12 protein-coding genes and 1 pseudogene are annotated in these 13,643 nt (G+C 69.6%); 12 read left to right on the top strand and 1 reads right to left on the bottom strand.

From position 1 onward, the window contains the following. Positions 1-76: 76 nt before the first annotated feature. The 12 genes and pseudogenes from ACZ6Z4_RS16955 to ACZ6Z4_RS16900 all read left to right on the top strand — a co-directional run bounded on the left by ACZ6Z4_RS16955 (position 77) and on the right by ACZ6Z4_RS16900 (position 13,031). Positions 77-733 (top strand): response regulator transcription factor, encoded by a 657-nt coding sequence (locus ACZ6Z4_RS16955; protein ID WP_465564277.1) that lies wholly within the window; start codon positions 77-79, stop codon positions 731-733. Then, the gene (locus ACZ6Z4_RS16950) at positions 730-1,896 is read left to right on the top strand and encodes a sensor histidine kinase (RefSeq protein ID WP_465564274.1); all 1,167 of its coding nucleotides are present in this window, start codon (positions 730-732) and stop codon (positions 1,894-1,896) included. Before ACZ6Z4_RS16955 ends, ACZ6Z4_RS16950 begins: the two co-directional genes overlap by 4 nt. A 42-nt stretch (positions 1,897-1,938) precedes the next feature. Further along, on the top strand, positions 1,939-2,283 hold the full coding sequence (locus tag ACZ6Z4_RS16945) for a YciI family protein (RefSeq protein ID WP_465564272.1): 345 nt from the start codon (positions 1,939-1,941) through the stop codon (positions 2,281-2,283). Continuing rightward, on the top strand, positions 2,270-3,451 hold the full coding sequence (locus ACZ6Z4_RS16940; protein WP_465566752.1) for an RNA polymerase sigma factor: 1,182 nt from the start codon (positions 2,270-2,272) through the stop codon (positions 3,449-3,451). The genes ACZ6Z4_RS16945 and ACZ6Z4_RS16940 overlap by 14 nt, the downstream gene beginning before the upstream one ends. 40 nt (positions 3,452-3,491) lie before the next feature. Then, positions 3,492-6,254: a X2-like carbohydrate binding domain-containing protein gene (locus ACZ6Z4_RS16935; RefSeq protein ID WP_465564269.1), complete on the top strand. Its 2,763-nt coding sequence runs from the start codon at positions 3,492-3,494 to the stop codon at positions 6,252-6,254. A 113-nt stretch (positions 6,255-6,367) separates the two neighbouring features. Further along, a complete protein-coding gene (locus ACZ6Z4_RS16930; protein ID WP_465564265.1) occupies positions 6,368-6,862 on the top strand; it encodes a methylenetetrahydrofolate reductase in 495 nt (164 codons plus the stop codon). A 204-nt stretch (positions 6,863-7,066) separates the two neighbouring features. Continuing rightward, positions 7,067-7,282: pseudogene (locus ACZ6Z4_RS16925) on the top strand (4Fe-4S binding protein); the annotation flags it as partial. Between the two features lie 140 nt (positions 7,283-7,422). Next, on the top strand, positions 7,423-7,923 hold the full coding sequence (locus ACZ6Z4_RS16920; protein WP_465564262.1) for an NADH-quinone oxidoreductase subunit J family protein: 501 nt from the start codon (positions 7,423-7,425) through the stop codon (positions 7,921-7,923). After that, complete coding sequence (gene nuoK, locus ACZ6Z4_RS16915; RefSeq protein WP_465564259.1) at positions 7,923-8,279, top strand: NADH-quinone oxidoreductase subunit NuoK; 357 nt, start codon at positions 7,923-7,925, stop codon at positions 8,277-8,279. Before ACZ6Z4_RS16920 ends, nuoK begins: the two co-directional genes overlap by 1 nt. Next, on the top strand, positions 8,276-10,039 hold the full coding sequence (locus ACZ6Z4_RS16910; RefSeq protein ID WP_465564256.1) for an NADH-quinone oxidoreductase subunit 5 family protein: 1,764 nt from the start codon (positions 8,276-8,278) through the stop codon (positions 10,037-10,039). Before nuoK ends, ACZ6Z4_RS16910 begins: the two co-directional genes overlap by 4 nt. Continuing rightward, positions 10,036-11,583 (top strand): complex I subunit 4 family protein, encoded by a 1,548-nt coding sequence (locus ACZ6Z4_RS16905; RefSeq protein WP_465564253.1) that lies wholly within the window; start codon positions 10,036-10,038, stop codon positions 11,581-11,583. The genes ACZ6Z4_RS16910 and ACZ6Z4_RS16905 overlap by 4 nt, the downstream gene beginning before the upstream one ends. Beyond that, complete coding sequence (locus tag ACZ6Z4_RS16900) at positions 11,580-13,031, top strand: NADH-quinone oxidoreductase subunit N (protein ID WP_465564250.1); 1,452 nt, start codon at positions 11,580-11,582, stop codon at positions 13,029-13,031. Before ACZ6Z4_RS16905 ends, ACZ6Z4_RS16900 begins: the two co-directional genes overlap by 4 nt. Here the strand turns inward: ACZ6Z4_RS16900 and ACZ6Z4_RS16895 are convergent. Beyond that, positions 13,024-13,635: a hypothetical protein gene (locus tag ACZ6Z4_RS16895; RefSeq protein ID WP_465564247.1), complete on the bottom strand. Its 612-nt coding sequence runs from the start codon at positions 13,633-13,635 to the stop codon at positions 13,024-13,026. The genes ACZ6Z4_RS16900 and ACZ6Z4_RS16895 overlap by 8 nt on opposite strands. Positions 13,636-13,643 lie beyond the last annotated feature (8 nt).

Genomic DNA, 13,643 nt, shown 5'->3' with positions numbered 1-13,643 from the left:
AGCCAGCAGGCCGTTTCGCGGCCGTTTCCAGCTCCGCAAACACGGAGGAAACACCGCCGTCGGGGATGATGGCGAGGTGCGGGTACTCGTGGTGGAGGACGAACCGTTGCTGGCGGCAGCCATCGCGGAGTGGCTGCGCGGCGAGTCGCACGCGGTCGACGTCGCCGGCGACGGAGGGGCCGCGCTGGAGCGCCTGAGCATCAACGAGTACGACGTACTGGTGCTGGACCGCGACCTCCCGGTGGTGCACGGCGACGACGTCTGCCGTCAGCTGGTCGAGTCCGGCTCGCCGACGCGGGTGCTGATGCTCACCGCGGCCGCTGCTGTCCCGGACCGGGTGGAGGGGCTCGGCCTCGGCGCCGACGACTACCTGACCAAGCCGTTCGCGTTCACCGAGCTGGCGGCCCGCGTGCTGGCGCTGGGCCGTCGCAGCAGGCCCGCTGACCCGCCTGTACTGCGCAGAGCGGGCCTGGCGCTCGACCCAGCGCGGCACGAGGTGTTCCGCGACGGCCGCTACGTGCCGCTGTCGAAGAAGGAGTTCGCCGTACTGGCGGAGCTGCTCAGGGCGGACGGTGCGACGGTGTCGGCCGAGCAGTTGCTGGAGAAGGCCTGGGACGAGCACGTCGACCCGTTCACCGGCGCGGTGCGTCTGACCATCCTCAAGCTACGACGGAAGCTGGGTGAGCCTGGAGTGGTGGAGACAGTGACCGGCGTCGGGTACCGGATCCCATGAGTCTGCGGACGCGGCTGACGCTCATCTACGGCGGGCTGTTCATGGTCGCGGGGGTGCTGCTGCTCGGTGTCACGTACCTGCTGTTCAGCCAGCAGCTCGGCAAGGACCAGCGGGTGCTGATCCGCGGCACGGTCCAGAACGGCGCCGGCCAGAACGGCGCGGCTCCTGGTCCGAGCACCTCGGAGATCGAGCGGATCATGCAGGACCAGAGCCGCGAGGTGAAGGCCGCCGCCACGCAATCCCTGCTGGTGCAGGGCGGCATCTCCCTGTTGCTGGTCGGTGGGTTCGCCGCCGGTTGCGGCTGGATCGTGGCCGGCCGGGTGCTCGCCCCGCTGCACCGGGTCACCGACACCGCCCGCCGCATCGCCGCAGCACCCGCCGCTGGTCGCGGCCTGCACGAGCGGATCGCGCTCGACGGCCCGGACGACGACGTGAAGAACCTCGCCGACGCCTTCGACACCATGGTCGAGCGGCTCGACCAGTCCTTCGACGGCCAGCGCCGGTTCGTCGCCAACGCCTCCCACGAGCTCCGTACGCCGTTGACGCTCGGCCGCGCGCTGGTCGAGATCGCGATGCACCGCAAGAACGCGTCACCCGATGTGCGGCAGCTCGGCGAGACGCTGCTGGAGATCAACACCCGGCACGAGCAGCTGATCAGCGGCCTGCTGGTGCTGGCCGACTCGGAGAAGGAGCTGACCGCGGTCTACCCGGTCAACCTGGCCGACGTCGTCACGCACGTGGTCGCGCAGCTGACCGGCGAGGCGACAGCGGCCGGCGTACGGGTGACTGCTGAGGCGGGGGACGCTCCGACGCTCGGGGACGCACTGCTGCTCGAGCGGCTGGTGCACAACCTGGTGGAGAACGCGGTGCGGCACAACGTGGACGACGGGTGGGTGCGGGTGACCAGCCGCGTGGTGCCGGGGGAGCGGGTCGAGGTGGAGGTGAGCAACACCGGGCCCGACGTACCGCCGTACGAGGTGGAGGGGTTGTTCAAGCCGTTCCGGCGGCTGGGTGCGGACCGGCTGGTGGGGGCGCGCGGAGCTGGGCTGGGGCTGTCGATCGTGCGGTCGGTGGCTGAGGCGCACAGCGGGACAGTGCGGGCGTCGCCGCGCGGCGGAGGCGGGCTGGAGATTGTGGTGTCGCTGCCTGTCGATCCGGGCTGATGCTGTTCGTGTAGTGGGTACAACACTCACCAGGAGGTCGCGATGACGCAGTACCTGCTCAGCATCTACCAGCCGGACGGCGTGGTGCCGGACGACGAGTTCCTGGCGCCTGTCATGGAGCAGCTGTCGGTCTGGAACGACGACCTGCGTGAGGCCGGCGCCTGGGTGTTCAGTGCTGGGCTGCACCCGCCGGAGGCCGCCACTGTGGTGCAGCAGCAGAGCGACGAGGTGCTGGTGACCGACGGGCCGTTCACCGAGGGCAAGGAGCATGTCGGCGGGTTCACGATCATCGACGTGGAGGACTTGGACGCGGCGCTGGTCTGGGCACGGCGGCTGGCGAAGATCCTGGTCGCGCTGGCGGTGGAGGTCCGTCCTGTTGCCGGTTGACGTCGCTGCGGTCTTCAGAGCCGAGCACGGGCGGGCGGTTGCCGTACTCGCGCGGTCGTTCGATCTCAACGTGGCCGAGGACGCGGTCCAAGAAGCATTCACCAAAGCGGTCGAGCGCTGGCCGGAGCAGGGTCTGCCGCCCAGCCCGGCCGGCTGGATCATCACCACCGCCCGCAACCGCGCGATCGACCGCCTCCGCCGTGAGGCCGCTCGCGAGGACAAGCAAGCCCAGGCGGCGCTGCTGCACGCCCAGCGCGAACCAGTGGAGGAGGGCCCGGTGCACGACGACCGACTGCGGCTCATCTTCACCTGCTGCCACCCAGCGCTGGCCCTGAACGTCCGGGTCGCTTTGACGCTCCGCCTGCTCGGCGGACTCAGTACGGCGGAGATCGCGCGCGCCTTCCTCGTCCCCGAGCCGACGATGGCGCAGCGGCTCGTCCGGGCCAAGGCGAAGATCCGCACCGCGGGCATCCCGTACCGGGTCCCGTACGACGCCGACCTGCCGGAGCGGGTGCGCGGCGTACTGGCTGTCGTCTACCTGGTCTTCAACGAGGGGTACGCCGCGTCCTCCGGCGACGACCTGGTCCGCACCGACCTGTGCGAGGAGGCGATCCGGCTCGGCCGCCTACTGGTCGAGCTGATGCCCGACGAGCCGGAGGCGGTCGGCCTGCTGGCCCTGATGCTCCTCCAGCACTCCCGCACCCCAGCGCGCACGTCAGCCGGCCGCCTGGTTCCACTACCCGAGCAGGACCGCCAGCTCTGGGACCAGCAGCTCATGGCCGAAGGCCAGGACCTGGTACGCCGCTGCCTGCGCCGCGACCAACCAGGTCCGTACCAGCTCCAGGCGGCGATCAACGCCGTCCACAGCGACCCACCGACGGACTGGTCCCAGATCGTCCAGCTCTACGACCACCTGCTCGCCCTGACCCCCACACCGGTGGTGGCGCTCAACAGGGCGGTCGCTGTCGCCGAGCTGCGCGGCCCAGCCGAGGCGCTCGCTCTGGTCGAGGCGCTGGACCTCGGAAGCTTCTACCTGTTCCACGCCATCCGGGCCGACCTGCTGCGGCGGCTGGAGCGCCTTGAAGAAGCGAAAGCAGCTTGGCAGGCCGCGCTCGAACTGACCGAGAACGCCGCCGAGCAGGAGTTCATCAGAAGCCGCCTGACCTGAGCTGTTCCTTTTCTGAACCGCGTGAAGTATTTATGTCCGCATGATCAGAGCCGCTCGCCGCATCCTTGCGACGCTCGTCGTCGCCGCCCTCGTCCCGGTCGGCCTGCCGGCGACCTCGTCCGCCGCTCCCACGGCCGATCCGCCGCTCACCGGGCCTGCCGGCGAGGCCGCGCGGACGCCGTACATGGGCTGGAGCAGTTACAGCATGCAGGTGTACGAGCCGACCGCCGGTGGCTGGATCACCGCGGCGCAGATCAAGGCGCAATCGGACGCGATGCACACCAAGCTGCAGCCGTTCGGCTACAAGTACATCAACATCGACGCGGGCTGGAACGGTGGTGTCGACGGCTACGGGCGGCCGGTGCCGAGTTCGACGCTGTTCCCGAACGGGTTCCAGGACGTGATCGACCACATCCACGGCAACGGGCAGAAGGTCGGGATCTACAGCATCCCGGGCATCTCGCCGGCGGTGCGGCAGGCCAACCTGCCGGTGTTCGGGCATCCTGAGTGCCGCACCGGCGACCTGGCGGTGATGCCGCTGCAGCAGGCCGACTACTGGGGCTTCGGGCACCGGATCGACATGACCAAGCCCTGTTCGCAGTACTTCCTCGACTCGATCGCCGACCTGTACGCGTCGTGGGGGATCGACTTCCTCAAGTTCGACAGCGTCACGCCGGGGTCGGGACACAACGACCTGTCGATGGACGCGCGTGACGAGGTCAAGGGCTGGTCGCAGGCGCTGGCGCGGCACGGGATCTGGTTCGAGCTGTCGTGGGCGCTCGACATCAACTACGCCGAATACTGGAAGCAGTGGGCGAACGGCTGGCGGATCGACTGGGACGTCGAGTGCTACTGCCCCGGGCAGGCGCTGACGGCGTGGCCGAACATCTCCCGGCTGTTCCCGAAGCTGGCTGACTGGTGGCGGCACGGTGGTCCGGGTGGCTGGAACGACCTCGACTCGCTCAACGTCGGCAACGGCGCGATGGACGGCCTGACCCAGGACGAACGCCGTACGGCGGCCACGCTGTGGGCCGTGTCCGCGGCGCCGTTCTACATCGGCAACGACATGACCAAGCTCGACCAGTTCGGCATCGACCTGCTCACCAACACCGAGGTGATCGCGGTCAACCAGGCCGGGCGCCCGGCGCGACCGGTGTCGACGGCGACCGACCAGCAGGTCTGGTACTCGCTGAACGCCGACAACAGCTACACCGTCGCCCTGTTCAACCTCGGCGGCTCGGCGTCGAACGTGACCGCGAACTGGGCGGATCTCGGGTTGAGCGGGTCGTCGCAGGTGCGGGACCTGTGGGCGAAGCAGAACCTCGGCGCGTTCGGGACCGGCTTCACCGCGAACGTCCCGGCGCACGGCGTCCGGCTGTTGAAGGTGACGCCGGGTGCGGGCGCCACGATCAGCGTGAACGACGACGACCAGCGCGTCGCGTACGACGGCGCCTGGCAGCGCAACGGTGGGCGCGAGGTCGCCGCGGCCGCCGACCCGCTGACCGTCGCGGTCGTCGACAGCGGCACGCTGCCGCCGACCGGCGTACGGACGACCGAGGTGAACAACGACGACCCGGCGATCAACTACACCGGCACGTGGAACCGCAGCTGGAGCCGCGGCCTCGGGGACTACCAGGACGACGTCCAGTACGCCGAAGCCGCTGGCGACGCCTTCTCGTACACGTTCGCCGGGACCGGGATCGACTACGTCACCGAGAAGCACGCGTCGCAAGGGGATGTGGACATCTACGTCGACGGGGTGTTCAAGCAGACCGTCAGCACGTTCCAGGCGACCGGGCGGAGCGCGCAGCAGGTCGTCTACAGCATCTCCGGGCTGACCAACGGGATCCACACGATCCGCGGGGTGAAGAAGACCGGGCAGTTCCTGCTGCTCGACAAGTTCAACGTCCGCGCGCCGGCCGGCGTACGGACGGTGGCGCTGAACAACGACGACGCGCGGATCACCTACACGGGCTCGTGGGGCCGCAGTACCGGGCGCGGGATGGGCGACTACCAGGATGACGTGCAGTACACCGAAGCCAATGGTGACGCGTTCTCGTCGACGTTCGTCGGGACCGGCGTCGACTACCTCACCGAGAAGCACGCCTCGCAGGGTGATGTGGACATCTACATCGACGGTGCCTTCAAGCAGACCGTCAGCACGTCCCAGGCCACCGGCCGCGGCGCGCAGCAACTCGTCTACAGCATCTCCGGCCTCGCCAACGGCACCCACACGATCCGCGGCGTGAAGAAGACCGGTCAGTTCATGCTCGTCGACAAGCTGAACATCCGGCAGCCGAGCCTGGTCACCCCTGACACCGCGTCGTTCAGCAAGGCCGCTCAGGCCGACGTCAGCGGCCAGGTCGGCGGTGAGCTCGTCTCGATCACCAAGTCCGGTACGCCGCTGGTCAGCGGCACCGACTACACCGTCGCGGGCCAGACCGTGACCATCAAGAAGCAGTACCTCGCCGCACAGCCCGCCGGCAGCGCCGTACTGACCTTCAACATCCGCGGCGACTACCGCGACGACATCCACTCGACGACCGCCAATGGCGCCTCGCTCGAGTTCGACTTCCACGGCACCTCGGTCACCTGGCTCACCGCGAAAGCCCCCGACCAGGGCGAGGCCGACATCTACGTCGACGGCACCCTCATCACCCGCGTCAACCTGAACGCGGCGACCCGCTCGACCCAGCAACAGCTCTTCACCCGCACCGGCCTGACCAACGCCGACCACACCCTGAAGATCGTGAAGGTCTCAGGCTCCGTACTACGGAACGACATGATCAGGTACACCACGTAGACCCGACCGAGAGAGGCAGGCGGTGGCCCTCCCGTGGCATCGCCTGCCTCAACTCCCGGGACCGGAACCTGCTCGGCTTTCGTCGTGATCTGCTGACGGCCGCGGCGTACGGCGTGGAGCAGTTCCTGTTCGTGCACGGGGACGAGCCGAGCGAGGGTGGGCGGACCAGTCAGCTCACCGTGCGGACGATGATCGAGGAGGCCCGCGCGACCAGCTTTCCGGGGCTCGGGCCGTTTCAGGTCGGGGCGACCGCGCGGCTCGGGAAGGTGCCGGGGTGGAAGAAGGAGGCGGACTTCCTCTACCTCCAGGTCAGCTTCGACGTCGACGCGCTGCTGCGCTGGCGCGAGAGTGTCGACCTGACCATCCCCGTGTACGCCGGGGTGATGGTGCTCGCCAGCGCCAAGATGGCCCAGAATCTCGCCGGGCTGCCGCAGCTGGCGATCCCGGACGCGCTGATCGAGGCGGTCGACCAGGACCGCGACGCCGGGGTCGCCGCCGCCTGCGAGCAGGTGCTGAAGATCCGGGACAGCGGCGCCTTCGAAGGGGTCCACCTGGTGCCGGTGAGCCGGTACCGGGAGGTAGCCGCACGGCTCGAACGCGAACTCTGACGCCTGCTCGCGGCGTAACCGGGCGGGACCGGTTAGTGTCAGCGGTCAGGGACTACGGACGGAGGAGGCGTGGCACTACCCGGCAAGGGGCTGATCGACGGGCTGAAGGTCACCGCGAAGACGCTGGCCCGCCGTTCCGTCACCGAGCAGTACCCGGACGTCCAGCCCGAGCTGCCGCCGCGCAGCCGGGGCGTGATCGCGTTGATGGAGGAGAATTGCACCTCCTGCATGCTCTGCGCGCGCGAGTGCCCGAGCTGGTGCATCTACATCGACTCCCACACCGAGACCGCGCCGTCGGTCGGTGAGCAGGCCCGTGAGCGCAGCCGGAACGTGCTGGACCGGTTCGCGATCGACTTCAGCCTCTGCATGTACTGCGGGATCTGCATCGAGGCCTGCCCGTTCGACGCGCTGTTCTGGTCGCCCGAGTTCGAGTACGCCGAGACCGAGCTGCGCAACCTGACCCACGAGAAGGACCGGCTCCGGGACTGGATGTGGACGGTCCCCGCGCCGCAGCCGATCGACCCGGGCCCGACGGTCACCGAACCGGCCGGGAGCGACGAGTGACCACAGCGCTCTTCGCCGTCGCGGGAGCGGTGGCGCTGGTCGCGAGCATCCTGGTCGTCACCTCGCGCCGGATCGTGCACGCGGCGCTCTGGCTGGTGGTCGCGCTCGGCGCCGTCGCCGGCTGCTTCGGCGCGCTGCACGCCGAGCTGGTCGCGCTGGTCCAGATCCTGGTGTACGTCGGCGCGATCGTCGTCCTGGTGCTGTTCGCGCTGATGCTGACCAAGGCGCCGACCAATCCGCTGCCGGCGCTGACCACCCGCCGCAGTCCGTTCGCGGCGGTCGTGGCCGGCGTACTGGCGCTGGTCCTGGGCGCCGGTGTTGTGATTGCCTTCGGCAACGAAAAGATCGGGACCGTGCCGGACGGCTCGGCCGAGGCGATCGGGACCGCGGTGTTCCGCACCTGGGTCCTCCCGTTCGAAGTGCTCTCCGTCCTCCTGCTGGCCGCGCTGATCGGCGCGATCGTCCTGTCGCAGCGGCCGGGCAAGAAGGAGGACTGATGCCGCTCGTTCTCCCGCTGCTGCTCGCGGTCGCCCTGTTCTGCCTCGGCGTGTACGGCGTGCTCGCGCGCCGCAACGCGATCACCGTGCTGATGTCGTTCGAGCTGATGCTGAACGCCGTCAACCTGAACCTGGTCGCCTTCGACGCCTGGCGGCTCGACGGCCTGGCCACCGGCCAGACGCTGGCGATCTTCGTGATCACCATCGCCGCCGCCGAGATCGGTCTCGGCCTGGCGATCGTGCTGCTGCTGTTCCGCGGCCACGGGCACGTGGACGCCGACGCGGCGCGTGACCTGGTCGAGCCCGAGCCCGGAGCCGAGGTCGGGGCCGGAGCGGCGAAGGAGCTCGACCGGTGATCGCGACCACCTGGCGCGTGGTCGGCGTCGGCTTCTCGCTGCTGGTGATCCTCGCCGCGCTGCTGCTGTACGGCGTCGACCCGGAGGTCACCAACTTCCCCGGCACCGGCGTCGGCGCCGCGTTCTGGACCTTCGACGTCCGCACTGACGACCTGACCGTGCTGCTGCTCGCGGTCGTCGGCGTGGTCTCCACCTGCGTCCAGGTCTACTCGATCAGCTACCTGCACGAGCGCGTCGCGTCGTACACGGCACTGGTCACGCTGTTCACGGCAGCGATGGTCACCGTGGTGGTCTCCGACAGCCTGTTCCTGCTGTTGATCGGCTGGGAGGTGATGGGCGCCTGCTCGTACCTGCTGATCAGCCACTACTGGGAGCGCCGCGACGCCCGCTCCGGCGCGATGAAGGCGTTCCTGGTCACCCGGCTCGGTGACGTCGGGTTCCTGTTCGGCATCTTCGTGCTCGGTCTCGGCTACGGCACCTTCCGGATCTCCGAGCTCGGCGACAGCCCGATCTCCCCGGCCGCGCTGACCACCGGCACCACGCTGCTGCTGGTCGGTGTCGTCGGCAAGTCGGCGCAGGTTCCGCTGCAGACCTGGCTCCCGGACGCGATGCCCGGTCCGAGCCCGGTCAGCGCCCTGATCCACGCGGCGACGATGGTCGCCGCCGGTGTCTTCCTGATCGCCCGCCTGTACGACGTGTTCGTGGCGGCCGAGACGACGCTGACGATCCTCGCGGTGGTCGCCTGCGTGACGATGCTGTTCGCCGCGCTCTGCGCGATGGCCGCGGTCGAGGTGAAGCGGGTGCTGGCCTGGTCGACGGTCAGCCAGCTCGCGATCATGTTCGCCGGGCTCTCCCTCGGTACGACGGACGGCCGGCACGCCGCGCTGTTCCACCTGGTCACGCACGCCGCGTTCAAGGGGTTGCTGTTCCTCTGCGCCGGGGTGCTGCTGCACCAGGTCGGCAGCGCGGCGTTCGTCGTCCTGCGGAGGTACACGCGCCGCGGCGCGCTGCGCAAGGCGATGCCGGTGACGTTCGTGACGATGACGATCGGGCTCGCGGCGCTGGCCGGCGTACCGGGGTTCGCCGGGTTCTTCTCGAAGGACTCCGTGGTCGAGGCGGCCTGGCACCACGCGAAGGACGGGTCGACGCTCGGCTGGGTCGTGCTGGTGTCGGTCTGCCTGACCGCGGCGATGACAGCGTTCTACTGCGTCCGGCTCTGGCTGTGGGTGTTCTTCCGGACGCCCGCGCTGGCCGGTGCGCTCGGCGCGTTCGAGGACGACGACGCGATGGCCGACGCCGAGGACCCGGACACCTCGAAGCTGCGCGACGGGTCGTGGCTGATGCTCGGGCCGCTGGTGCTGCTCGCGCTCGGCGCGATCGGGCTCGGGTACGCCGACGGCGTGCACGTGAGCTGGCCGGTGGCCGGGCTGACCACCGCGCTGGCCGTTTTCGGCGCGCTCCCGGCGTACTCGCTGTGGCAGCGCGGAGCGGATCCGCGGCCGGTGGTGCTGGAGAAGGAGTTCGGGGTCGACGCGGCGTACGGGAAGGCTGTGGTCGGGCCGGTGAAGTGGTTCGCGAAGCTCGCGGTGCTCGGTGACCGGGACGTGGTCGGTGGGTACGTGCGCGGGTTCGGCCGGGCGGGGACGCTCGCGTCGCAGGGGTTCCGGATGCTGCAGACCGGCAACGTGCAGACGTATCTGACGCTCGCGGTCGCGGGTGTGATCGCGCTGGCGATTCTGGCGGGGGTGATCAGCGCGTGAACGGTGTGCTGCTGAGCATCCTCGCGTTGCCGGCGCTGGCCGCGCTGGCGTTGTGGGCCCTGCCGGCGACGGCGGCCGATCGGATCGCGGCGCTGTACGGGTCGGTGATCTCCGGCCTGGTGCTGGTCGGCTCGGTCGTGCTGTGGATCGGGTATTTGAACTCGCCTCGTGGTCCGTTCACACTCGAAGCATCCCTCGGCGACGACCGAGGTGATCTGCCCGGACGGCTCTACGGCTGGGCCGAAACCGATCTGACCTGGATCCCCGCGCTCGAAGTCCGCTTCCATCTCGCGGTCGACAGCATCTCGCTGCCACTCATCATGCTGACCGCCCTCCTGGTCTTCCTCTGCTGCCTCTACTCCCTCCGCATCACCCCACGCATCGGCCGAACCCGCTCCCTGATCGCCCTGCTGCTCGTCATCGAGACCGGCGTGATCGGCACCTTCGCGGCCGCCGACCTGATCCTGTTCTTCCTGTTCTTCGAGGTCGTGCTGATCCCGATGTGGCTCGTGATCGACATCTGGGGCGACCACCACGACCCGGCCGGGCGCCGCCGCGCGGCGACCACGTTCGTGCTGATGACCGTGCTCGGCTCGGCCGTGATGCTGGTCGGCTTCCTGCTGCTCTACCGCACCTCCGGGACCTTCGACCTCGAGCTGCTCGGTCAGATCCCGGTCACCGAGTCCCACGGTACGGCGCTCGCCGCGGCGATCCTGATCGCGCTCGGCCTGGCGGTGAAGATGCCGCTCTGGCCGCTGCACATCTGGCTCCCCGACGCGCATGCGAAGGCTCCGACGGTCGGCTCGGTGCTGCTGGCCGGCGTACTGCTGAAGCTCGGCAGCTACGGCCTGGTCCGGATCCTGCTGCCCGTCCTGCCCGACGCGACCGCCACCATCGCGCCGTACCTGGCCGGCTTCTCCACGATGGCGATCGTCGCCGGCTCGCTGGCCTGTCTCGCGCAGACCGACGTGAAGCGCCTGATCGCCTACTCCAGCGTCGGCCACATGGGCTTCATCGGCCTCGGCATCGCGACCATGTCGCCCGAGGGCGTGGCCGGCGCGCTGTTCGCGAACATCGCGCACGGCGTGATCACCGGCCTGCTGTTCTTCCTGGCCGGCGCGATCAAGGACCGGCACGACACCAGCGACCTGCGTGCGATCGGCCGGGCCCTGTACGCCCGGCTGCCGCGGATCAGCGGGCTGCTCACCTTCGCCTGCCTGGCTTCGCTCGGGCTGCCCGGGCTGGCCGGGTTCTGGGGCGAGATGCTCGCGCTGATGGGCGCGTACCGTCCGGCCGACGGGTTGCCGCGGACGACGTACCTGGTGCTGATGGTGATCGCCGGGCTCGGGACCGTGCTGACCGCGGCGTACTTCCTGCGCCTGATCCGCAACCTCTGCCAGGGCGACCCGGCCGAGCACCCGGCGACCGCGTTCGCCGTGGACCTGAGCCGGATCGAGCTCGTCACCTGGGCGCCGCTGGTCGTGCTGACCGTCGTCCTGGGCCTGTGTCCCTGGCTCCTGCTCGACCACTGGACGTTCCTATGACGATGACCTGGACCGACTGGCAGGCGGTCATCGTCCCGCTGGTGCTCGCGATCGGCGCGGTCGGCGCGCTGATGGTCGACAGCTTCTGGGGCGCCGGCTCCGCGCGCTGGCGGCACCTGAGCCTCTCGCTGGTGAGCAGCGGGGCGATCCTGTTCGGGCTCGGCTTCGTGGTGACGCAGCAGAACGAGTTCCGGCCCGGGTTCTGCCGGGCGGCGGTCGAAGGACCGGCCGAGTGCAGCCTGGTGTTCGAGCCGTTGACCGCCGGGTTGTGGGCGGTGCTGCTGATCGGCGGGCTCGGGGTCGTGTGGCTGTCGGCGTACCGGTTGCTGGACAGCGAGATCCCGGTCGGGGAGTACCACTTCCTGCTGCTCAGCGCGCTGACCGGCGCGACCGTGCTGGCCGGGGCGCGGGATCTCGCGACGATGGTGATCGCGCTCGAGGTCGTGTCGCTGCCGAGCTTCGCTCTCGTTGCGTTGCGGCGCGATCGGCGTGGTTCAGAGGGCGCGCTGAAGGCGTTCTTCGTCTCGGTGCTGTCGACCGCGGTGATGCTGTTCGGCATCTCGTACCTGTACGGCGTGACCGGCACGCTCTACCTGCAGACGCTCGCGACGCGGATGTCCGCGCTCGACCCGACGCTGCAGCGGGTCGCTTTCGCGGCGGTGCTGTTCCTGGTGGTCGGTTTCGCGTTCAAGATCGCCGCGGTGCCGTTCCACGGCTGGCTGCCTGACACGTACGTCGGTGCGCCTGTCGAGGTCGCGGCGTTCCTCGCCGTCGTGTCGAAGTCGGCCGGTGTCGCCGGGCTGCTGGTGCTGGTGATCTACGGGATCGCGCCGAGCGGCGTCGACCTGCGGATCGCGCTGGCCATCCTCGCCGCGGTCACGATGACCGTCGGCAACGTCGCCGCGCTGCGCCAGCGGTACGCCGTCCGGCTGCTCGCCTGGTCGTCGATCGGCCAGGTCGGCTTCCTGCTCGCTCCGCTGGCTGTCGGCGATGCGCAGGCCGTTGTCGCGTACCTGGCGGCGTACGTCGTCGTGACACTCGGCGCGTTCGGTGCCGTCGCCGTCGTCCAGCGCCATCGCCCGGGCGGACTCCTGTCCGACTACCAAGGCATGCTGCGCTCGGAGCCCGGCCTCGCCGCCGCGCTCGTCTTCTTCCTGGTCGTCCTCGCCGGCCTGCCCCCGGGCCTCGCGGGCCTGTTCACCAAGCTCGCGGCCTTCCAGTCGGTCATCGACGCCAACCTGCTCTGGCTCGCGATCGTGATGGCCGTCAACGTGATGGCCGGCCTCGCGGTCTACCTGCGCTGGATCGCCGAGCTGTTCCGCACCCCGACCGAGACCCCGTTCTCGGTGAACATCGAGAACTCCGCGGTCACGGTCATCACCGCGTGCACCGCGGTCGCGGTGTTGTTCTCGGTCCTCCCGGCGACGCTGTTCGCCCTGCTCAACTGACCCGCGGCGCGTTCGGGTGGTAGCGCCGCTGCCGCTCGATCGGCGCGTCGTCGAAGTCCCCGGCGCCGTTCACGACCTCGCCGACGCCGAGCTGCAGCCCGCGCGCTTTGCCGAAGCCCTTCAACACCGCGCCGCGGTGGTCGGGATCGGGATGGGTGAAGTCCTCGCCACCGGCCAGTACGACGTCCTGCGCGGTGATCTGGCCGAGGACCTGACAGCCGTCGCCGATCTCGGCGGGTGCGACGACGAGCGCGCCGCTGCTGATCCGGACCCGGTCATTGATGGTCAACTCTCCATCACCTGCCAGCAACCGGGCACCGCCCTCCCCGATCCTCGTGTCGTTGCCCACGACAACGGATCCACCCGCCTGCACACTCACGAACGTCCCCGGCAGCAGCGTGTTCCGGTCACCCAGCTCACACGTCCCACCCTCGGCACACTCGATCACCACCCCGGGATACAGAACGTTCTCCGCCCCCAGCACCACTCGCGTCCCGATCAGCACCGAGTACGGATCGAGCACCACCGTCCCGCCCTCGGCCAGCGCGAGCACCTCGGCAACCGTCCGCAATCCCCGGTCCCGCCGCTGCTGATCGGTAATCATCTGCCGAA

Source organism: Kribbella sp. NPDC104740 (genome assembly GCF_055583505.1).
The sequence above is the reverse complement of the archived record's forward strand: the minus strand, read 5'-3'. Positions and strand labels throughout refer to the sequence as shown.